Source organism: Clostridium sp. NkU-1 (genome assembly GCA_001312405.1).
Map to the genome: position 1 here is coordinate 1 of BBDR01000010.1, position 21,501 is coordinate 21,501.

Sequence of the window (21,501 nt, forward strand, 5' to 3'; positions counted from 1 at the left end):
CTTAGTTATCTTCTCATCAATAATAACATTATCATTGATAAAATCTTGTCTCACCGGCTTATCCGATGCTTCCCACATATTTAATCCTAATGATGTTTTATTTGTACTTGACATATTATTTCTCCTCTTTTAATTTGAATTTTGCTTGAAATTTCTTCTGATCATTTAACTGTTACATACATATTGCCACGAAACAATCTCTAATTCCATACCAGCATTAGAACATATGTTCTTTTTGTCGACATCTAGATTATAATACTCTATAATCCTGTTGTCAATGCCTTTTTCGAACATATGTTCTCTTTTGCAATTAATATAAGGAAAAGTAGTTATTTTACCTTAAATGAAAAAGTAACGTCCAGTATGCAATATTAACTTCCATATTCTTTGCTTTTAACTCCGCAATATGCAATACTAAAGTCAGTTTAGGTGGTTTTCTGCCCGTTTCAAGATTGGAGGTCTTTACGAATGAAAAAGAAAACCAAGCATAAACATCTGACACTTTCACAAAGGATTGAAATTGAAAAGGGATTAGGGTGTGGCAAATCCTTTTCCCAAATCGCCAAAGAGATTCATAAAGATCCTAGTACAGTATCTAAAGAAGTCCGAAAGCATTCTAAGCCCTCACAGAGAAGAAATATCGGATTTGCTCCAATACCTTGCTCATTAAGAAAAGAATGTGACCTAAAATCGTTATGCCTAAAGGACTGTGGTATTAAGTGTAAGGTTTGTCGGGAGCCACACATGCGCTGCATAGACTTCTGTACTAAGTATAAACCTGTAATATGCGACAAGCTCTCAAAGCCGCCATATGTTTGCAATAATTGCTACAAACGTATCAACTGCTTATTCCTGAAACATTTATACTCTGCTAAGTACGCCGACGATTGCTACCGAGAATTGTTAGTCTCCTCCAGAGAGGGCATCAACCAGACGGCCGAGTCTATCCTATACATGGAAGAACTTATTTCACCTTTAATTAAGAAAGGTCAGTCTATTGCACACATATATGCTCACCACGCAGAAGAAATAGGCTGTTCGAGACGTACTCTATATCATTACATTGATCAATCCGTTTTTTCGGCTAGAAACCTTGATTTACGACGCCGAGTCAAATATAAACAGCGGCGAAAATCAACTACTTGTAGCCTAAAAGATCGGAATTTCCGAGTTGGTCGTAACTATGAAGATTTTCAAATGCTACTCAAAGACTCACCTAATATAAATGTAGTTGAAATGGATACTGTAGAAGGAACCAAAGGTGGAAAGGTCTTGCTTACCTTAATGTTTCGGAACTGCTCACTTATGTTAGCCTTTCTCCTTGAATCAAAGACACAGGAAGAAGTTCTAAGGGTTTTTAATGATCTTACCAGCGCTCTTGGCGATGCTCTGTTCCGCCAAATTTTCCCTGTCATCCTTACTGATGGGGGAATTGAGTTCCAGAATCCCAATCTCCGGGAATATACCAGTAATGATATACGTAGGACTAACCTTTATTACTGCGCCCCTTATAGTTCCTGGCAAAAAGGCATGATTGAGAAGAACCATGAATACATAAGACATGTCGTAAAAAAAGTCATATACCTTTGATTTCTTTACACAAGAACAAGTCACCCTCATGATTAACCACATCAACAGTGAGGCCAGGGATATGTTGAATGGATGCACTCCCTTTAAGCTGTCTCGTCTCCTTATAGACAATAAGCTGCATTCTGTACTGTCTCTTATTGAAATAGAGCCGGATGATGTAACATTAAATCCGCAACTTTTGAACTAAGCATTACACGATCTGGGCAGATTCCTCCATCAAATCTTGTATTTTTTTCTTGTGCAAGCAGAATTTAGTCTCGCACACTTATTTTGGTTGCCTTGTTTTGGTGCCAGGAAACCCTGTGTTTATATATGTTTTTGCGTAAATTTAATAATGTTTAACTATTTATCTTCCAGGCACTGGCGATTACTCTTGCACTAAAACCTTTATTATGAGCACTAAAATTTACTTTTTCATTTAACCTTTTTAAGATGGTATTGTTATTACCCGGGTTATTGACCACTAAATCCTGTGTCAGTTCATGTCTACGGCTGGCTAGGTAGAACATATAGGTTCTCAATGTAGGTAGCCTGATTAAAGGCCTTATATCCTCATAATCCCGATACCGGAATCGATATAACTCTGCAATATGATAATCTTCCTTTTCCGGAAGTAAAATTCCTTTTGCCACTTCTGCACTATCTTTCTGATATAAGTGATACTGCATAGAAGCATTCCCTTGCGGATCCTGGTCAATGAGAAGAGTTCTGTTTTCCAAATAAGCTAAAAGCTCTCCTAATGCATTAGTAGAAGTGGTTTTGCCAACGCCACCTTTGTTGTTGTTAACGCTTACGACGGTTGCCACATTTTTATCCTCCTGGTATTTATTAGATTTAAGATCTATTTGCAACTTTTTCTATTAATTCATCTAGTTCTTCCTTTTTATAAATAGGCTCCCTATATCCCCAATGGCCTGGCATCATAACAGATTCTTTAAAAAGATACAGTTGGTCCAGATCAGAACAATGAACTTTTACACGAACCACATTACTATACTTCGTTGGATAAATATCCATCATCTTCACAGTTCCAGACCCTTTATAATCCAAATGCCAGTGGTCGGTATACTCATCTTGAAAGTCTTTTATTGACAAGTTAAAAAAATTCCACAATTTCTTGTACTACTTTTTTTAGTTATAAACTTACTCATGTATACTTTCCTCCTTAATTTCCTCTAATACTGGATCCAGATAATCAGTGCTCTTTTTGGCAGCCAGACAAAACTTGTTTAATAATTGAGCCTGCCTATTAATTTTTTCTTCATACTCATTTAAAGCGGGCCTGATATTCTTCTTCCACCTTAGCAAGCATTTCCTCACGCTTCATACAGAAATGAACCAGGTACTCAAATTTATCAGTAAGATTTTTTCCTTTACATCGCATCAGATATTTTTCTGTTTCCGGAAACAGCCTGATTGATATCGGCCTCCCCTTTTTTCTTTCATTGCCACGCTATTCCTCCAATACAATTTCTCACTATAATTGTGTGAATAAAAAATATCTCAGTTAATCGTATTATCAAATTATCAAATACTTGAATTAAAGCTAATTCTTCATGACTTCATGATTTTTTTCACTTTTTTATTTGAAATTTTAATCTTTATAATTTCTATATACACATCATCCGTGGACGTAATCGGGGTGCTTGTGGTAACATCAAATTTTGGAACTTTAAAATTGTATGTGCTGCTCGCATTGAATTACACGAATTTGCCAGATTCGTTCCCCAAGTGTTGCCAGCACTTGTTTGATGGACTGTGTTTTTATCTATCCGAAATATTAGGTCTAAAAAAAGGGACCTAACACTTTTTTAGGTCTCTTTTACTCTTTTCCATATTTTCCATCTGTATGTAATGTCTCCACCAACCATGATATCAATTATGCTGGCGTGAGAAATAAGATAGTTCTTTACATCATCACCTATGAAAGGAATGATCTTACTTAAAATATCCGCCTTATAATAAGCAACTGCATGAGCAAAAATTTCCTGTCCAATCTCTAATTCCGTCATACCCATAACAATTCCTCTCTGAATCTGAGCCTGCGCTTCACCTAAGCAATTAGCCTTCTTACGGTATTTGGGATCCATTTTTAAGTGTGCATTTCCGCCTTTTATTTTGTACATTTCCTGAATTGATAATTTTTTTTCATTGTATAATTCTCCTTTTGTGTTATTGACTACACTATTTAGAAAGAAAAACGATAACATATTGTAAACCACGCATATAAGTTATAAAAAAAAGAGTAATGTCAAACGGATATTCACAATCCACTTCGCTGCTTGATTCGGTTAAAACCCGGATTTATTATCAATATCATTCTGCAATTCGGTTAAAATCTTTTTAAGAAAATCAGGTAATTTTGCTCCCATGCGTCCAGCGTTTTCCAAAATTGACAATAGCTCATTAATAATTAACCAGGCAGAAACCAGGAGTGTAAATATTGATGTATATTTATAATTGACCCCAATCTCACCAGCAAATTTATGTAACATAAAGTCAGTACTAATTGACACCAGAATTATCAGGATATAACTAACCTTTTTGTAAATCCCAATGATGCTTTTTTTTACTGCTCCACCCATATTTTTTTATTATTAGGGTGTTCTATTGCTTCCTTTTTTTGCTGCAAGCATTCCCGAAATATAATCCAGTATCATTAATATCATTAATAGAATGATTGCCGGAATTAATAAACTGCACTTATCCATAATCCATGTACCGATTATACCAGTTATCCCCATTTCTAATTTTTTTCTTATCCATAAAGCACTCCCCCCATATAATTTATTCCATAGATAAAGCACCCTGATTTAGCATTGACATATTTAAAAAGCTTTTTTACCCAAATAGCAGGATTTTTACTCATATATCTTTTAAAAAGTATTTCATTCCTATATGTAAACCCGGTTTTAAATACATTAGTTCATTTTATTGTTTTCGTGATCTTCAAATAATCCTTCCTGGAAAAATTTGTCTTTTTATAGTATAATTGTCATCTAAAGATGAATAAGATATGGTATTGTATAAAAGTATTATCTTAGGAGGCCGCCATGAAATATTTACATTTTTCTAAGAAAGCAGTTGCTATCCAGTTTTCGTCCGTACTTCTGCTCCTTCTTAGTTCCTGTTCCCAAAACAGCGGCGCTTCCATTGCGCCTTCCAGTTCTGGATCTTCCTCCATCGTACTTGATTCTTCCCAAACACCAAGTGAAAAATCACTGCAGCCCTCCCCGGGTTCAGGCGCTGCAGAAGATCAGACCAGCAGTACAAAATCTTCATCCCAAACGTACAAGATGTCAGTTTATACAGAAGCACCCAATAAAAACAGCTCAATTAAAATTCAATATCCAAGTTTCTCAGGCAATGGTTTAGATGCGTTAAATGCATTGATCTATAATAAAGTTCAGAGCTTTGCCAAAATTGATACATCTCTATTCTCAGGCGATACCGGCTTAACCATTGATTATCAATCCGCAGTTACACTGCAAAACAGCAAAATAGTAAGCATTGTTTTTTTTGGGGTTCAAGCTATATCGAAGGCGGCGCATATCCGGTCAGTAATCTGATCACCCTTAATATAGACTTACAGTCTTTAAAAGAAATCACTTTCAAAGATTTGTATACAACCAATGCTGACTTTGAAAAAGTATTTTTTTAATAAAGCTTTTTTTCCCTGAGAATCCAATAACCTCATATGATAAAACCAGCTTCCCGGAAATGCTCAGGCTTCAATCGCCGGAATACCGGACAGTGGACCCATTTAGCATACCGGATAACGTTTCCTGCTTTCTTAAGCCTGATGGCATTGTGCTAAGTATGCCTGCTGTACACGCAACCGGAAGCGATCATTTCGAGGCTCAGCTTAAATACAGTGATATACAGCAGTTCTATCTGCTCAGTCAGAATTATTGGGAAAATAAATAATCGGCCAAAGTGTTTTACCTTTGACCGATTATTTACGTTTAGAACATTATGTAAACTACTGCTTTTAATTTAATGTATTATACCAATAGGTTGCCTGATTTCCCCGTGTCTGATCTTGTGAAGCATTTGCCGGCCTTTCGTAATTGTGCAGGAATGCACAGGCAAGGTAATACGCACTTTCTGTAGAACGGGTAAACTGTGTGAAAGACATATTATATTTAGAAGTAGCATAAAACTGCAGGCCCGCACTTACCTCATACAGAATACGTTTTAATTCACTGTCCATATCAGCAACCGGCAATTTATTGCTCTGCGCCCAGTTTATATAATTTGTTGCCGGTGTCCATTGGACTAAACCGAAACCTCCGCTCATGTTATTCTCTTTTAAACTCTGCCAGATACCTGGATTAATTGTACTTTCTGTCTGCATATTTCCAAGCATACCGCAGATAGCATTTTTCGTCCAACCCTTACCGCGTAAATAATTCAGGATATATTGGGCGTTCACGGCCATTTGACTCTGTGTCAGATAACTATTACTGCAATATATCGTTCCATTGCCAGAAGACGGATAAGTATTATAACCAAAAAGGAACTGCCAGGTGGTGGGACCAATAATACCATCGGCCGAAATCCCCATCTTCTTCTGGAAATTGTTTGCAGCAGTTACGGAGTTAGCACCAAAAGCACCATCCACAGTAATGGTTTCAAATTTGCTTAACAAATACTGCGCTGCTCTGGCTGCATAGTTGCTGGTTCCATTCTGTACCGTGACAATCAATGCAGATAAGGTGCCCGCCCCTGCGATCCCGTCAGCCGCAAGGCCCTTACTCTTCTGGAAATTAGTCACAGCAGTTTTGGTACCTGAACCAAAACTTCCGTCTATCGTGAGAGAATACCCTTTAAAAGTCAGCAAGCACTGTAAAGCGCTCACATTTTTCCCTGAACTGCCTGTCTGTAAAACAGGCCATGCTGGAGTTGCTGCCATAATTTTTACCTTCTTTCATAAATTAATTGAAGCACTTCTAAAGTGTCGCGCGCCTTTTCAGAAGCGTCTTCTATAAGTTAGAAAGAAAGATTTATCCAAAATAGAAACCCCTCGTACAAATTTTTTTAATAAGGAGCCGTTATAAAATGGTGTGATCAATTTCTATAAGCTAAAAACAGAAACAAAAAAATTATAATGACCTTTTTTTAACATAATATAATTTTCTCCGATTAGTCTTTATATAGTACACCTTAAAATGAGCGAAATACTTAAATCCTACATTAAAAAAAATCATTTAGTTAAACGCCCTGTAGCATAGCCTTTAACTAAATGATTTCTTTGATAAAGTAATTAAAGTGTAAAAAGATATTATTAATGCCATTCCTTATATTTACCAACAAGCATCGTAATAACCATTAAAAGAAATGTAATCATCATTAAAAATAAATATTTTTCATTTTTTAAAAATCAGACATATGATGGCTAATGCAGCATCTATCAGCAAATATCGTTTGAGTTGTTTCTTAAAATATGTTTCTTCATCACTATCTATGGGCCGATTCATATGCTTTACCGGATAAAGCATCCATACTGCCACAATAAAAGCAGATAAAAGCAATATGGAAAATAGCATAGGCACAGCAATAAGTTTAACAAGCAGCAGAATTCCTGTATATGTAAGGTTAGATAATATCAAGCAATATGAATAATGTTCTAAATGCATCCCTCCCGCATAAGCCTTAATGGTATAAATATTGCCAAAAATAATAATCCTTCAAGCAGCATATGGCCTAGGGCCGCTATCAAAATACTAATTAGGAAGCTTAACGAAACTTCTAACCCTGTCTGAAAGCCGTACTCATATACTTTCCTTTCTTCTTCTTTCACTACTCCTTTACATACAACATAATTTGTTAGTCTGATTGCAAGCTTCTGCATGTTAAAATTTTCTAAACTTTTTTTACTTCATCTGGCAACTTTGGCTGGTGAAAAATATATGCACATTGAGTACTCACTCCTAAAGCCACCATATGCACTGCAAATAATGCCATAACATTAGCTACTGTGATTTTAGCACTTAATTTTTTCATATCCTTCATCCTCTCTTCATACATTAATATGGTTAAGTTGTTGATAAACCGATTATATCACTTAATAACTTCCATTTGCCGCACCTGCCATAATTACCGGTTTTGCTGTCAAAATTAATTATATATTTAAAATAACTGTCAGGGAAAATACTCCGTTCTCTGTATCTACATTTACAGATCCTTGATATTTCTCCACTGTCTTTCTAATAAAGCTCACACCATATCCATGTCTGGCATTTTCTGCTTTAGTTGTTTTTAAGTTCCCCCTGTCATCCCATTTTAAGGTATGATTGTAAGGATTTATAATAACAAGTACAAAAGCCCCTTTCTTTACCCCCATGTATATCTGGATGGTTCTCTTATGTTCCTCACATGTTTTTGTTGCCTCTATGGCATTATCTAAAGAATTTCCCAGGATAATACTCAAATCACTTTGCTGAATTGGTATGTCTTCCGGAATAAAACTCTTGATTTTAAAATCAATTCCCATTTTCTTTGCATAAGAATATTTAAAATTGATCAATGTATCTATTACATTGTTTCCGCTATTCAATATCCGTTTTTCATCTTCTGAAGATATCTGAAGCAAATGATTCAGGTCATTGACAGCCTCCTGATTTCTGCCATATTTTACAGTCTCTCTTAGCAGTATTAACTGATTTATCAGATCATGCTTTTCTTTATAAAAATTCTCCATGGCCCTTTTTTGTTCATCCGTATTCATCGCCAATAATTCAATCTGCTGCTCATAAATAATATTTTCTTTTTGTATTACAAAACTCTCGGCAAGTTTTTCATAGATTTCAAAGATTATTAAATTTATAAGCAGAATTATATTGAGTGTGACCATAACGGCTATTTTATGGTTATTTCCTCCTAAAATAAAAATGTTATGTACGATAAAAGCACTGCTAAAGGGGATAAATAACATAAGTAAATAATAAATGGCTGGGATCGTTGTTTTATCCTTTGAATTAAATCTTATGCTCATTATGCTGACTAACATTATTACAATTAATTTAGATATGCCCGAACCCAGGGTAACAAACTCCATATTTCCAACCGGTAATAATTTAAGGAAATGATAGCAAAGTAATTCTATGATCATCCAAACTACATATAAAAGCACTACATATAAAACTTTTTTTATTTCCCGCCTTATGAAAACCAATAACAGCAATAAGTGAAACTAAAACAACATTTATCACAAAAATCCATATGGAAGCGTTTCCGCTGCCGTGTTCTGCTATAACCTGGTATATATAAAATAAACACCATATAAATATATTAGACAGCCTGTTTTTCTTTTTCTCAAAAAAAAGCAGACAAATATTTGTATACAATCCACATTGTAATAAATGCCATTGTTATATCAAATAAAATGTCTATATAGTTATACACTAATTTCATCTTTCAGCAATCTCCCATAAATTTGTCCAAAGCTTTTTTTGTCTTTCTTCACTTATAGGCAGTTCTTGTCCATTTACTATAATTACACTTGTCTTTGTACGTGCTGCAATGTAATGATAATTTACAAGGAACGACTGATGTATCCGCAAAAATGGAATCTTGCCTGAATACATTCGTTCTTCAACTGCATTCAGTTTATCGTTAAAAACTTCTATTCCTCCAGGCTTTATATGAATCTGTACCTGTCTGCCTTTACTTTCAAAATAAACAATATCACTGCAAAGAATCTTATGCTCCTTATTTTTATATTGAAATGGAAAGTAAACCTTTCTGCTGCATATCCTTTCATTTGCTGCTAAAAATGTTTTGCAAAACCTCCTGCTGAATTGGTTTCTTTATAAAGTCAAATACATCTAAGCGAAATAACTCTATTAAATATCTATCGTAGCTTGACACATAAATAATCAACAGGTTTTGGTCCATTTTTCTAATATTTTGAGCTGCTAATATACCACTTTCCCCCTTCATATGAATATCTAAATAGAGTAAGTCGTATTGTGATTCATTTCGCATAGCTTTTTCCAGATCTTCTCCGCAGTAAAATGCATCAATATCTATAGGTATATGATTTGCCTTACTTACATCCAATAGCATTTTCTCAATTAAACTTACAACCTTATCTTCATCATCACAAATTGCAATTTTTATCATAACAGCCACCCCTTTTTGTACAATATCCTTTTCACTCAAGTACTGGTATTCCCCTTATATAACTTTCACACATTGTATTTGTTTCTTCTAAATTTTATTTTTTCTAATATCTGATTAAATTACCCATTTTCCTTATATAACGTGAATTTTTTTCATTTGTGACGGGTTTTGCACATCCAATTTGAATTATTTCATCTTACCACCAAAAGATTATACTATATTTTACCTCATATATTGATGCAGGAGGCATACACAGGTAAAGTAAGAAAGGCAAAGCCGCCGTCCACGCGAATACCTTAATTGTCTAAAAGAGTTTTTATTGAAAGCAAAAAAACGCCACTTGTCAGGCATAATATGCCAACAAGCAGCGCTTTATAAAAATCTGTTATAGGAAAACCGGTAGCAATGACAGGTGCACATATTAGACCGGTGTTAGGTATTACCGCTTCTATTTTGCAATATTTCAAATGATGATGATTTCTTATTTGTTCTTAATACGGTTTACCTGTTCAACCATCATGATCATGACTGCTGCAAATATCATCAGGTAATAGGGGTATAACCGGATCGTCACGTATTCCGCTATGATTCCCATGAGAAGAGGCATAAGGGCTGCACCCACGTATGCACAGGCCATCTGGATGCCCATAATGGCCTGTGATAAATCCTTGCCAAAGTTCTCCGGAGTCTCATGAAGCAGACAGGGATAAACAGGCGCACAGCCCATTCCGATTAAAATAAACCCTGCACACAGGAACAGATTCCCCTGAGCCAGTATGATTACCAGGATACCCAGGAAGATAATTCCCTGTCCGATGCGGATCATTTCTTTATCGGATAATTTCATGGCTGCGAAACCATTTAAAAATCTTCCAAAGGTGATGCCAAAGAAAAATAAAGAAGCCCATTTTGCCGCTGCATCCGGCGGGATTCCTTTTTCCATTACCATATAGCTGCTGCTCCACAGTCCTGCGGTGGATTCAAAAGCACAATAGCAGAAGAAAGCAGTAAGCACAGGCTTTGCTCCTTTAAGTCCAAGCAGTTCCTTTATGGTTACACGTTTATGTTCCCTGGTTTCCTCTTCCGATTCCTGATGGCTCTTCTTCCAAAGAGGCAGAGAGAAAATCAGCAGCCCGGTTAATATGATCTGAATTACAGAAATGGAACGGTATCCCATGAACCATGGCATGCCGCCGGTCAGAAAATACCCCATAATATACGGCCCCATGGTAGCCCCGATTCCCCAGAAACAATGAAGCCAGCTCATATGCTTAGCTTTATAATGAAGTGCCACAAAGTTATTCAAGGCAGCATCCACGGAACCAGCACCTAATCCGTAGGGAATCGCCCACAGGCACAGGGCCTGAAAAGAGGGAGAAACGGAGAAGCCCCATAAGGCTGCGGCGGTCATTCCAACACTGGCAGCCGTTACTTTACCCGTTCCAAATCTCTTAATAAGGCGGTCGCTGTTTAAGCTTGAAATAACAGTGCACCCTATTATAATAGTAGAAATAATACCGGCATAGGATAGGGGAACATTAAGCTGCCGGTACATGGTAGGCCACGCGGACCCCAGCAGCGAATCCGGTAATCCCAGACTGATAAAGGATATGTAAATAATGACGAGCAATAAGGATAGCATATATTTTCCTCCAAAAAAAAGTAATAATCTGTGGGCAAAGCTGTGCAATAATCATTTGCTTTCCATATCACATTTTGATATTATAACATGGTATATCAGTATTTTCTTATATAATACTATTAAAATCTGATACCATTGTATGATTTTGTCATTGAAGTGGCTTAATTGTAAAACCAGGAGGAGTTTGCTTTGGAACCCTATTTGCTGTCGTCACAAAAACAGGATGTGAACCACGGAACCATCCTTTCACCCTATGCGCTTTACCACTGTATCTTACCAACGGTTATGCCTGACGTATTGCTTCACTGGCATGTGGAAGCTGAAATTACCATTATTTTAGAAGGAAGTGCAATTTATAAAATCGGAAAAGAAACCTTTCAATCCAGAAAAGGGGATTTGATCTTCGTACCACCCAACACCCTGCATTCAGTCAAACCTTTGCCGGGTAACACCCATATTTCCGATACTCTGGTTTTTCATCTTGATATGCTGGGATATTCTCTCATGGATCAATACAGCTTAACCTATCTCCAGCCCATACATAATGGTTTTCTCCGGCCTCTTTCCCATATGAATCAGGACCACCCCTTTTATCCGGAGTTTTATGAGTGCATGAACCAGATTTTCCTTTGTGTAAAAAAATAAAGATAATTATTTTGAAATGGTCTTAAAAGAGAAGCTTCACCATCTTTTTTACCTGTTATTTCAACATCAATGCTTTACAAATACAGACGCTGCATCTCCCACCCATGCGCATATGGATAAAGTAAAAAAGCGGTAAAATATATATTTCATGAACTTTTTTAAACAGGCTGTAGGAATTACCTGTGTGGAATATATGATTCAGCACCGCCTTAAGATAGCTGCCAACCTTTTAAGGACAACAGGGCTGTCCATATCAGATATTGCTTTTGAAAGCGGCTTTCGCAATCTGTCTAATTTTAACCGAAAATTCAAGAGCTATTATCATATGACTCCCTTTGAATACCGCAGGCAGCGGATCATCTGATCCGATTATCATCTGAAATGAGAAAAACCCGCTAACGGATGCCCTGTCAGGCCCTCCGCAGGCAGGTTTCTTGTTTCAATATTCCGGTATCATCTGCGGCATAACAGAACTTCATCAATTAAGCCATATTCTTTTGCCTCCTCAGCCGTCAGGTAATGATCCCGTTCCATATCTTCCTCGATTTTTTTAAGGGGCTGGCCTGTAAGCTCACTGTATATCTTATTGAGCTTTTCCTTTGTCTTTTCAAGCCAGTCACTATGGATTTTAATATCCGTGGCCTGTCCCTGCAGCCCCCCGGATATTGACGGCTGGTGGATCAGTATTTCACTGTTTTTAAGGGCAAAACGCTTTCCTTTTTTTCCCAGATGCCAGGATCAGGGAGGCCGCACTTCCTGATTGGCCTATGCTGATGGTGGAAACATCGCATCTGATGTTGTTCATGGTGTCCATAATAGCGAACCCGTCCGTTACAGACCCTCCTGGGCTGTTAATATACAAGTGAATGTCTTTGCTGCTGTCAGCGGATTCCAGAAAAAGCATCTGGGCTATAATCAGGCTTGCCATTTCATTGGTCACAACGCCGTTAAGCATGACAATGCGGTCATTCAGCAGCCTGGAAAAAATATCAAAGGACCGCTCGCCGTGAGATGTCTGTTCAATTACCATTGGAATAAGATTGCTCATGTAAACCTCCTGACTATTATGCAGCCATATCCATGATTTTGTTGAAGCGGCTGCTGAGATTGATCACTTGATCAGAGGAATTGCCGCCATACATTCTCCGGTATTTCCCCGGTGTCAGACCGTAAATCTTTAAAAAAAGCCCTTGAAAAGGATTCCTGGGAAGCATACTGGTATTCCAGGGCGATATCAATAATCGGCCTGTCTGTCCGGGCAAGCTCTCCCGCAGCTTTCTCCATCCGCTTTTTGGTGATATATCTGGTAACGGATTCTCCTGATACTTTATGAAAAATCCTATGATAGTGATATTTTGACAGATAAGCTCTTTTTGCAAGATCATCAAGGTCAATCTTACTATTTAAATTTTCATCAATATATTTAAGTGAATCCTTTACCTTTGAATGATAATCCATATACCTGCTCCTTTCCCAAAATATATTATCATTATATACTCCTTTTGAAATTAATTCTTGATAATCTTTGCTTAAATCCAGCTTTTTCTTTTCATTATAGATCAGAGAGGGTTCCCTCCATACCTATATGGACTGTAGAATTGTGCTGAGGGATATGATATGATAACGGCAAGGGAAATTTCATATAAGCCAATAAGGAGAAATGATTAAAATGCGGGGTCAAAATATTGGCAGTGAGCTTTTAAAACAGGCGGAAGAAACAGCAAAAGAGCGTGGGTGTAAGTACGCATTTCTGGATACTTTCAGTTTTCAGGCGCCTGCCTTCTATGAAAAGCACGGATACAGGAACGTGTTTGTACTGGAAGAATACCCTGTGACAGGAAAACGCTATTATTTTACTAAAACTTTGTAAATGCATTTCTTAATGTCACTTGTTTTATAATCGGGAAAGGATGAAAAACCATTGAAGAACGTTCATAGAATCGAATTTCATACGGGAAGCAAAGAAGAATTATTTCCTGGTTTTACGTCAGATTTTCCATATACTGCCTCCTGCTCCCAATTGGATAAATTTATGGGAGGTTTTGTTCCATGGCACTGGCATAAAAACGTGGAACTGTTTTATATGGAAAGCGGGAGAATGGAATATTGCACACCAAAGGGACGAATGATATTTCCCGCAGGTTCCGGCGGGATGATCAATTCCAATGTGCTTCACATGGCAAGGCCACAGGCGGAATCAGAAAAAAACCTTCAGTTCCTTCATATTTTTGATCCTTCTTTCATAGCCGGCCAACATGGAAGCCGGATTGAGCAAAAATACGTTACGCCGATTACCGCAGCAACCCAGGCAGAAATCTTTGCCTTATATCCGGAGGATCCGGAACAGGCGAAAGTTATAGATGTCATTCGTGAATCTTTTTACCTTTCCGAACATGATTTTGGATATGAAATAAAGCTGCGGGAGGTCTTATCCGACATATGGATCCAGCTTCTCCAGATATCACGTCCTCTGCTGGAAGAAAAGGGGAATTCCAGCAAAGCAAATGATAAAATAAAATCAATGATGGTTTATGTCCATGAGCATTATGGGGAAAAAAATATCAATCCCAGAGATTGCTGCCGCCGCTTTTTCCAGTGAACGGGAGTGCTTCCGGGTATTCCATGACTGCCTGCATACGACACCGGTGGAATATATCAAAACCTACCGTTTACAAATGGCCTGCCATATGCTGGCAAACAGCAGGGAAACGATAACCTCTATCAGCCATGCCTGCGGATTGGGCAGCAGCAGCTACTTTGGAAAGGTCTTTCGGGAGTATATTGGCTGCACGCCCCTGGAATACCGCCGTAAATGGCAGGATAATAACATATAACGGCAGAAATAATATATTTATTTAAAAAAGATTGCACTATAATGATACCTGTAGAGGTGATAGGGCAATCTTTTTAATTTTAAAGTCATTGCAGTCACCATATAATCACTGTTTTTCACAATGGAGGGTTTGTAATGATAAAACTGAACATCTTGGATATGGATAGCTTTTTACAAACAGTAAATGCATGCAGTGATGCGGTTCATTTGCTGTACCCGGACGGAAGAAAAGAAAATATCAACAAACACCATGGACTCCAGATGGAGCTGCTGCATCAGTACAGGGAAAATAAAAACTTCCTGTGTCTTACCCTGGATATTCCGGCTCCAAAGGATTATATGAGCATTATCTCCTATTACGCCGGAGATTGCTGATCATTTGTTTGCAACTAATTCATCATAAAGGGGTCTGACCGCTATGCTGGTCAGGCCCCTTCCCCTTTTACAGTCGGGTGCTTTTCAGCGCCCGCTTTTCTGCTTTTCCAGGAACCGTTACCTCCTTCATCAGGAAGATAATGGCAATGATATTGGGAAGCGCCATCAGCCCATTCCAGATATCGGAAAATTCCCACACAGTTTCCAGCTTTGCCATACACCCAAGAAAAACGGCCCCCAGATAAAGCAAGGTATAGACCTTTCCTCTTAAAATGCGCTGCAGTATGTAAAGGGATCCCCGTCTTTTTAAGCTTTCCGCCAGATATATGGCGGCCTGACGGCCCAGATAATACCATGCAATAATAGTAGCAAATGCAAAAATCAGCATGGCTCCTGATACCACATATTCCCCAAGCGGCCCTAAACGTTTTGAGAAGCAGAAGGCAGTCAAAACCGCTCCGTCATAGCCGGAACCGGCAGCATCCCCATCCGTCATGCACAGGATCACAAAGGCGGTCATGGTACAGATCAAAATGGTATCAAAAAAACACCTCAAACATGGCCCACATTCCCTGCTGCTCCGGTGTCGTATCCTCTGCCGCACCGTGAAGGACTGCCATGCTCCCAAGTCCTGCTTCATTGGAAAATACTCCCCTGGATATGCCGTACTGCAGGCTTTTGCTGATCTGGTAGCCCGCAGCTCCTGAAAATACGGAAACCGGACGAAAGGCATCCTGAAAAATGCATTGAAAGATATACGGAATCTTATCGTAACAGGACATGATCACAACCATGGAAAACAGCATATAAGCGCCGGCCGAAATAGGAATAAGCCGCTCAGAGACAAAAGCAATCCTTGCGATCCCACCCAGAACCACCAATAATACAATTCCAGTCAACAGAATACCAATAGGAACCGGCGGTATGCCAAAGGAATATTCCAGAGTTTCCGCAATGGAATTGGACTGGACCATGCTTCCCATTCCAAGAGAAACCATGATACAAAGAAAGCTGTATACCATGCCAAGTACCGGAAGCTTAAGCCCCCGTTCCAGGTAAACCATGGGCCCGCATATCCAGGCGCCGTTTCTGTCCCGGTAGCGGTACCGGATACCCAGCATGGTCTCCGCATAGCCTGTCATCATACCGATTGCAGCAGAAACCCACATCCAGAATATGGCTCCAGGTCCACCGGCCGTAAGGGCGGTAGCCACACCGGCAATATTTCCGGTCCCAATGGTAGCCGCCAGAGCCGTACAGGCTGTCTGGAATTTTGTCACTTCACCTTTTTCTTCCACCTCATCCTCTTGTATGCTTCCAATGGTATGTTTCCACCAAAAGGGGAATTTTCTGATCTGAAAAAAACCTGTTTTTAACGTAAAAAAGACTCCGGTTCCCAGAAACAGAACCAAAAGCCACGGCCCCCACACCAGCTCATGTATACGATGTATCATAGAATCAGCTCCTGAACGCTCTCTTTAACACTTATTCAACCTGGCCGGTTAGTATGAAAATTTCCAATGATTTTCACACAAAATAAAATTTCCTGTGGTATAATCTCCATATAAGCAATGAGCAGTGCGAATTAGAATACAGAAAAATTTTGTCGTGCTCGCACGTAAGAATTTTTCTGTATTCTAATTCATAGGGCGAATGCCCGTGAGCGAACGAATCCGCAGGATTCGCGAACTCCACTGCGGATTCGCGGGCTGCACCGCAAACTGCTAAAAAAATGCGAGGTGAACAATATGCCTGGTTTTACCACTCACTATCTACTGGGAGTCAGAGTTTTTAATGATATGCCTAACACTCCTTTAAAGCGTATAATCTCCAAATACCGATGGCTTTATCAGCTTGGTCTCCAGGGACCGGATATATTTTTTTACAATATCCCCATTCTCCGCCACCGGGATTACCGCAATGTAGGTTCCTATATGCACGAAAACCATGTACATGATTTTTTTGTTTCCTGCTTAAACCATTTATCCCAGATCGAGTCCCGGCAGCAGAGAGAACAGGCCATTTCTTATATGAGCGGCTACTTCTGCCATTACATCGGAGACTCCATCTGCCACCCTTATGTGTACGGCAGGATTGAATATGATATTAAAAACTCCGGAAACTATCATCACGGGCTTCATGCCATGCTGGAAAATGATATTGATGCATTGCTTCTGATGAAATACAAAAGGAAAAAGCCATCTCAGTTCAATCAGGCGGCTACCATCTGTTTAAACGGCCAGGAGCTGCAGTTCATCTCCGGGTTTTTGTCTGTATGCATCAATGAAGCCTATTATCCCTTAAATTACCGGAATAATTTCCGGGTAACTTCCCGGATGGTATCCCGCTCCATTCTGGCTATGCGCTTAGGATGCCGGACTCTTGCCGATCCTTCCAGCCGTAAGAAAAACAGCATCGAATTTGTGGAATCTCTTTTCCTGCGTACGCACCTTGCCTCCCGGAAGCTGGTTACGGACATTCCACCGGATCCTGTTGTCACCATGAATTTAAACCATGAAACCTGGTGTAATCCCTGGAACCGCCGCCTTGCATCCCAGGCCTCTTTCCCTGATCTTTTCTATCAGTCCATGGCAAAATGCAGTGACGTGTTCTTTTTGCTGAACGAGGAACTGACCTCGCCGGTTCCGCTAAAGAACCTGGATCACAATAAGCTTTTAAAGGAGCTTGGCAATTATTCCTACCACAGCGGACTGGCGGTTGACCAATAGCAGATAGACGACAGCGAAACAATAAAAACATGGATAAGGAGTGATTGGCTAACCATTCCTCATCCATGTTTTTTATCCTGTGTTATAAATCTATTGATCTGACTCTGAGCTTTCAGTATCCGTCTCCTCATCCTCAGCGGTGGTCTCCATAATAACTGCACCTTCCTTTGGAACAATCTTTTCATCAGAACCCTTAGGGATGTCCATATCTACCAGCCAGTACTTCTTCTCATTCATCGCATAATCAGGCATCACGATAAGATGCATATCATATTCCTTGAAAAATCCGCCATAAGAAGTAGCGCTTGACTTTTCAAAGGAAAAATCCTGCATAGCCGCCTCATCGTTTATGTATCGAACCGCTGCATTAGCAAATACAACTGCTTCCTCAGGCGTGGTTCCTTCTTTTACAATCAGTGTCAAATCGATGCGTTTCTTTTCCGGATCTTCCTTATCTACCATATAATTGATGCTTAACGCCATAGGATATTCTTCGTTGTCTACGAATTCATCATCCATATCACTTCCAATCTGATCCCAATCCAGAACAATCCCCTGCTGAGTTTCAAAAACAGGCTCTGCAGGACCTCCGGAAGAAAGAATGTGGCTTTCCGTGCAGCCCGTCAGTAACATTGCCGACATCGCACATATCATAAGAGCTTTGTTCTTCATCATAATATCCTCCTTATTGAACATCTAACATTATATCGGATGTAATCCATTTTTTTTGTAGTGGTTTCTGCAAAATGTCAGAAAATCTTCACAAATACGTCAGTGTTTTTGTTGGAATCAATGCCTTGTTTTTCCTTTTTCATACCATGTGCTTTTGACTTTATGATTTATTTTTAAAAGTGTTTTCTGCATATCCCTTATTATTGCGAAATTACTTCTCCATTAGATCCAAACCATTTTGTTCAAATAATCTTCTCACTTAATTCTTGCATTTTCTGGTTATCCATGGTATTATGTTCAATATCAACAATAATTTTATTTTTTTTGAACATTTTAGGAGGCTATGTACATGGACCACAATGAGAAAAAGGCTTTGTTTAAAAAGCTGGACTGGATAACGACCCTGATTCCTTTTATGAGCATCATTCTTTTATGCCTTGTTTTCACCATATATCCCGGTAAATCTGCAGATACCCTGGCAGCTATCCGGTCCTTTTTAGGCGATGAACTGGGTAGTTACTACCTTATTATCGGACTTTTTACTTTCTTATGCTCCCTGTATATAGCTTTTTCCAAATACGGTACCATCAAGCTTGGAAATCTGGAAAACCCCAATATTCAAATTTTAAATGGGGGACTATGATGTTTACTGCCGGTCTGGCTGCCGATATCCTCTTCTATTCCCTTTGTGAATGGATCCTCTATGCAGGGGAACCCCATATCACAGATTTAGGAGCCATGCAGGACTGGGCTTCCACCTACGCTGTTTCACTGGGGCCCTATTCCCTGGAGCTTTTATATGATATTGGCCGCAGCATTCGGCTTCATGCTCCATGTTAAAAAAACGGACAAAGCAAAAATACTCGGAAGCCTGCCGCCCCCTTTTAGGGAAGCACGTAGACGGCATTTGGGGAAAGCTTATTGACCTGGTTGCCGTATTTGCTTTACTGGCCGGCACTGCAACCACGTTTTCCCTGGCAACTCCCCTTCTTTCCATGGCCATCAGCCGGGTGACCGGCCTGCCGGAATCCAGTTTATTGACCATTGCAATTCTGGTCATTATATGCATTGTTTATACTGTTACGGTTTATTTCGGTATGAAGGGCATTGCAAAGCTGGCTGCTTCCTGTACATACCTGTTCTTTGGCCTGCTTCTCTATGTGCTGATCGGCGGAGGAGAAGCCAGATATACCATTGAAACAGGGATTACCGCAGTGGGGAACCTAACGCAGAATTTTATCAGCCTGTCCACCTGGACCGATGCCCTGCGTACCTCCTCCTTCCCGCAGAATTGGACTATTTTTTTACTGGGCTTATTGGATGGTCTGGTGTGTAGCCACTCCTTTCTTTATCGGAGCCATCAGCAAAGGGCGAACCATTAAGCAGACCATCCTTGGAGGATATATCTTTGGTATCTCCGGAACTTTTACCTCCTTTATTATATTAGGGAATTACAGCCTTGCCCTTCAGACAAAGGGCGTGCTGGATGTGATGGGCATTTATTCCTCCACAGGAGACTTGTACCAGACGATCATGGCAATCCTTGAGACCTTGCCATTTGCAAAGCTGGGTCTGATCCTTTTAGCAGTTACCATGGTAGCTTTTTACGCAACCAGCTTTGATGCCCTGGCCCTGGTGGCTTCCACTTACTCCTATAAGGAGCTTCCTGAGGACGCTGAGCCGGATAAACGTGTAAAGCTGTTCTGGTCCGTGCTTTTAATGCTGTTTCCCATTGCTCTTATATTTTCCAAGAATTCCATGACCAATCTGCAAACCGTTTCCATCATTGCAGCATTTCCTATAGGAATTATCATACTCCTGATCATTTTCAGTTTCTTTAAAGATGCAAAGGAATATTTAAACCAGCAATAAAGGCAGGCAGGTAACTTCAAAGACAAGAAAATCCGCATTGAAATGGCTTATTATAAGCCTGATCAATGCGGATTTTTATATTGCATCTTCTAACAGCTGCAGTTTAGTGATATATTTTAATTTCCATGCTGGAATGGGAGGGCACCCGTTGCCCCTCCGGAGGAAGCTTCTTATAATCACCATAGATCCAGGTAAGAACCTCATGCCAGCCCTTTGGAGCCATCAGCCTGGTATCTTCGAATTCCAGATCAACCGTTTCTTCGCACCATTCCTTTTTCAGCGTCACATAAAGATAATCCGGCTGGTAGTTGCTGTAATACCTGAGGCTGCTTTTTCCCTTCTGATCCTTGACCGCTGTCATATGCTGCAGTTTTCTCAAGGCTTTCATTGGAATCAATTTTCCCAAAGCTGACAGCCCGCCGATAACGATTTTATTAACCAGGCTGTACTTCTTAAAATCCAGCCGGTAACGGTGGCCCATGGCCATACCGTAGATCACGGTGTGAAGAAGGCGGGTAATTGCAGAAGCTGCCTTGCCTTCAGGAAGTTCATCAATGGTGAATAAGTCTACCCACAGATGGTTTAACCTTCCTTCATAAAACCTCATCTCTTCTGAGTCCTCATGGGTCCGGCTGTTTTTATAAATAATTCTTGTTGTAAAATCATAAAAAGCGGTTCCGCCTCTTAAATCCTTTGGCTCAAGAAGTTCCATTTCTTCCGGAAGTTCCCGGCGCACTACCTTTAAAAAGGCATCATAATTGGAACGGGTAAACGCCACATCCGCGTCATCATCCCAGGGAATAAAGCCTTTGTGCCTTACGGCGCCTAAAAGCGTTCCTGCATCCAGAAGATATTTAATCTTGTATTTCCGGCAGATACGGTCAATTTCCTTTAAAATAGCCAGGTTCGCCTGATGTACCTCCGTTAAATCGTATTCCTTCATGTTTCCTCTTTTCCGCCCACGCTTTCTGGGCATAAAGGTATACCCGCAGGGTGTTTCCTCTCTTCCGCCCATG

General features: G+C 39.5%; 24 protein-coding genes and 4 pseudogenes. 11 read left to right on the top strand and 17 right to left on the bottom strand.

Translation table 11 applies throughout. From position 1 onward, the window contains the following. The first annotated feature begins 468 nt into the window (after window positions 1–468). Window positions 469–1,590 carry an IS30 family transposase gene (locus JCM10519_RS15175; RefSeq protein ID WP_347844351.1) on the top strand — a complete coding sequence of 374 codons (1,122 nt, stop codon included), beginning with the start codon at window positions 469–471 and terminating at the stop codon, window positions 1,588–1,590. A gap of 338 nt (window positions 1,591–1,928) precedes the next feature. Here JCM10519_RS15175 and JCM10519_RS15180 read toward each other — a convergent pair whose 3' ends face one another. The 4 genes from JCM10519_RS15180 to JCM10519_RS15195 all read right to left on the bottom strand — a co-directional run bounded on the left by JCM10519_RS15180 (window position 1,929) and on the right by JCM10519_RS15195 (window position 4,175). Then, window positions 1,929–2,396 (bottom strand): ParA family protein, encoded by a 468-nt coding sequence (locus JCM10519_RS15180; RefSeq protein WP_347844352.1) that lies wholly within the window; start codon window positions 2,394–2,396, stop codon window positions 1,929–1,931. Window positions 2,397–2,424: 28 nt separating this feature from the next. Continuing rightward, window positions 2,425–2,685, bottom strand: a complete 261-nt coding sequence (locus JCM10519_RS15185) for a hypothetical protein (protein ID WP_054740192.1) — start codon at window positions 2,683–2,685, stop codon at window positions 2,425–2,427. 716 nt (window positions 2,686–3,401) lie between these two features. Continuing rightward, window positions 3,402–3,800 carry a hypothetical protein gene (locus JCM10519_RS15190; RefSeq protein ID WP_347844353.1) on the bottom strand — a complete coding sequence of 133 codons (399 nt, stop codon included), beginning with the start codon at window positions 3,798–3,800 and terminating at the stop codon, window positions 3,402–3,404. A gap of 81 nt (window positions 3,801–3,881) precedes the next feature. Continuing rightward, entirely contained in the window at window positions 3,882–4,175 is a 294-nt protein-coding gene (locus JCM10519_RS15195; protein WP_054740196.1) for a phage holin family protein, read from the bottom strand. 468 nt (window positions 4,176–4,643) lie between these two features. On the opposite strand from JCM10519_RS15195, the gene JCM10519_RS30445 reads away from it, so the two are divergent. Continuing rightward, window positions 4,644–5,159, top strand: a complete 516-nt coding sequence (locus tag JCM10519_RS30445; protein WP_347844354.1) for a hypothetical protein — start codon at window positions 4,644–4,646, stop codon at window positions 5,157–5,159. A gap of 422 nt (window positions 5,160–5,581) precedes the next feature. Here the strand turns inward: JCM10519_RS30445 and JCM10519_RS15205 are convergent, their stop codons facing one another. From JCM10519_RS15205 to JCM10519_RS15230, 7 genes are all read right to left on the bottom strand, one after another. After that, window positions 5,582–6,505: a phage tail tip lysozyme gene (locus JCM10519_RS15205; protein ID WP_054740198.1), complete on the bottom strand. Its 924-nt coding sequence runs from the start codon at window positions 6,503–6,505 to the stop codon at window positions 5,582–5,584. Between the two features lie 454 nt (window positions 6,506–6,959). Then, window positions 6,960–7,229: an accessory gene regulator B family protein gene (locus tag JCM10519_RS15210; protein WP_054740200.1), complete on the bottom strand. Its 270-nt coding sequence runs from the start codon at window positions 7,227–7,229 to the stop codon at window positions 6,960–6,962. Beyond that, entirely contained in the window at window positions 7,220–7,444 is a 225-nt protein-coding gene (locus JCM10519_RS15215) for an accessory gene regulator B family protein (RefSeq protein ID WP_054740202.1), read from the bottom strand. Before JCM10519_RS15215 ends, JCM10519_RS15210 begins: the two co-directional genes overlap by 10 nt. An 11-nt stretch (window positions 7,445–7,455) precedes the next feature. Beyond that, complete coding sequence (locus JCM10519_RS30450) at window positions 7,456–7,596, bottom strand: cyclic lactone autoinducer peptide (RefSeq protein WP_347844355.1); 141 nt, start codon at window positions 7,594–7,596, stop codon at window positions 7,456–7,458. A 118-nt stretch (window positions 7,597–7,714) separates the two neighbouring features. Beyond that, complete coding sequence (locus JCM10519_RS15220) at window positions 7,715–8,704, bottom strand: GHKL domain-containing protein (protein ID WP_347844356.1); 990 nt, start codon at window positions 8,702–8,704, stop codon at window positions 7,715–7,717. 647 nt (window positions 8,705–9,351) lie between these two features. Further along, a complete protein-coding gene (locus tag JCM10519_RS15225) occupies window positions 9,352–9,756 on the bottom strand; it encodes a response regulator (RefSeq protein ID WP_054740215.1) in 405 nt (134 codons plus the stop codon). 442 nt (window positions 9,757–10,198) lie between these two features. After that, the gene (locus JCM10519_RS15230; protein WP_054740217.1) at window positions 10,199–11,359 is read right to left on the bottom strand and encodes an MFS transporter; all 1,161 of its coding nucleotides are present in this window, start codon (window positions 11,357–11,359) and stop codon (window positions 10,199–10,201) included. A gap of 189 nt (window positions 11,360–11,548) precedes the next feature. On the opposite strand from JCM10519_RS15230, the gene JCM10519_RS15235 reads away from it, so the two are divergent. Then, complete coding sequence (locus JCM10519_RS15235) at window positions 11,549–12,004, top strand: AraC family ligand binding domain-containing protein (protein WP_054740219.1); 456 nt, start codon at window positions 11,549–11,551, stop codon at window positions 12,002–12,004. Between the two features lie 148 nt (window positions 12,005–12,152). Then, window positions 12,153–12,368, top strand: coding sequence for a helix-turn-helix domain-containing protein (locus tag JCM10519_RS15240; RefSeq protein ID WP_054740221.1), 216 nt, complete (start codon window positions 12,153–12,155; stop codon window positions 12,366–12,368). Window positions 12,369–12,457: 89 nt separating this feature from the next. Here JCM10519_RS15240 and JCM10519_RS15245 read toward each other — a convergent pair. Both JCM10519_RS15245 and JCM10519_RS15250 read right to left on the bottom strand, forming a co-directional pair. After that, window positions 12,458–13,052, bottom strand: a pseudogene (locus JCM10519_RS15245) (ATP-dependent Clp protease proteolytic subunit). 71 nt (window positions 13,053–13,123) lie between these two features. Continuing rightward, window positions 13,124–13,462, bottom strand: coding sequence for a helix-turn-helix domain-containing protein (locus JCM10519_RS15250; protein ID WP_054740223.1), 339 nt, complete (start codon window positions 13,460–13,462; stop codon window positions 13,124–13,126). 208 nt (window positions 13,463–13,670) lie between these two features. On the opposite strand from JCM10519_RS15250, the pseudogene JCM10519_RS15255 reads away from it, so the two are divergent. The 3 genes and pseudogenes from JCM10519_RS15255 to JCM10519_RS15265 form a co-directional block, all read left to right on the top strand. After that, window positions 13,671–13,874: pseudogene (locus JCM10519_RS15255) on the top strand (GNAT family N-acetyltransferase); the annotation flags it as partial. A 51-nt stretch (window positions 13,875–13,925) separates the two neighbouring features. Next, window positions 13,926–14,838, top strand: a pseudogene (locus JCM10519_RS15260) (AraC family transcriptional regulator). A 134-nt stretch (window positions 14,839–14,972) separates the two neighbouring features. Further along, on the top strand, window positions 14,973–15,212 hold the full coding sequence (locus JCM10519_RS15265) for a hypothetical protein (protein ID WP_054740225.1): 240 nt from the start codon (window positions 14,973–14,975) through the stop codon (window positions 15,210–15,212). A 67-nt stretch (window positions 15,213–15,279) separates the two neighbouring features. Here JCM10519_RS15265 and JCM10519_RS30455 read toward each other — a convergent pair whose 3' ends face one another. Both JCM10519_RS30455 and JCM10519_RS15270 read right to left on the bottom strand, forming a co-directional pair. Then, the gene (locus tag JCM10519_RS30455) at window positions 15,280–15,768 is read right to left on the bottom strand and encodes an alanine:cation symporter family protein (RefSeq protein WP_347844357.1); all 489 of its coding nucleotides are present in this window, start codon (window positions 15,766–15,768) and stop codon (window positions 15,280–15,282) included. Further along, window positions 15,752–16,666 carry an amino acid carrier protein gene (locus JCM10519_RS15270; protein ID WP_347844358.1) on the bottom strand — a complete coding sequence of 305 codons (915 nt, stop codon included), beginning with the start codon at window positions 16,664–16,666 and terminating at the stop codon, window positions 15,752–15,754. Before JCM10519_RS15270 ends, JCM10519_RS30455 begins: the two co-directional genes overlap by 17 nt. 294 nt (window positions 16,667–16,960) lie before the next feature. Between JCM10519_RS15270 and JCM10519_RS15275 the strand changes: the two genes are divergently transcribed. Further along, window positions 16,961–17,941, top strand: coding sequence for a zinc dependent phospholipase C family protein (locus JCM10519_RS15275; RefSeq protein ID WP_054740227.1), 981 nt, complete (start codon window positions 16,961–16,963; stop codon window positions 17,939–17,941). A 90-nt stretch (window positions 17,942–18,031) separates the two neighbouring features. Here JCM10519_RS15275 and JCM10519_RS15280 read toward each other — a convergent pair whose 3' ends face one another. Further along, entirely contained in the window at window positions 18,032–18,616 is a 585-nt protein-coding gene (locus tag JCM10519_RS15280) for a hypothetical protein (RefSeq protein WP_054740228.1), read from the bottom strand. A 412-nt stretch (window positions 18,617–19,028) separates the two neighbouring features. Here JCM10519_RS15280 and JCM10519_RS30460 point away from each other — a divergent pair. The 3 genes and pseudogenes from JCM10519_RS30460 to JCM10519_RS30470 all read left to right on the top strand — a co-directional run. After that, window positions 19,029–19,294 (top strand): annotated as a pseudogene (locus tag JCM10519_RS30460) (BCCT family transporter); the annotation flags it as partial. Between the two features lie 152 nt (window positions 19,295–19,446). Beyond that, the gene (locus JCM10519_RS30465; protein WP_347844359.1) at window positions 19,447–19,995 is read left to right on the top strand and encodes a BCCT family transporter; all 549 of its coding nucleotides are present in this window, start codon (window positions 19,447–19,449) and stop codon (window positions 19,993–19,995) included. Further along, the gene (locus JCM10519_RS30470) at window positions 19,934–20,485 is read left to right on the top strand and encodes a BCCT family transporter (protein WP_347844360.1); all 552 of its coding nucleotides are present in this window, start codon (window positions 19,934–19,936) and stop codon (window positions 20,483–20,485) included. The genes JCM10519_RS30465 and JCM10519_RS30470 overlap by 62 nt, the downstream gene beginning before the upstream one ends. 103 nt (window positions 20,486–20,588) lie before the next feature. On the opposite strand, the gene JCM10519_RS15290 is transcribed toward JCM10519_RS30470, so the two are convergent. After that, window positions 20,589–21,500, bottom strand: coding sequence for a LicD family protein (locus JCM10519_RS15290; protein WP_347844361.1), 912 nt, complete (start codon window positions 21,498–21,500; stop codon window positions 20,589–20,591). Window position 21,501 lies beyond the last annotated feature (1 nt).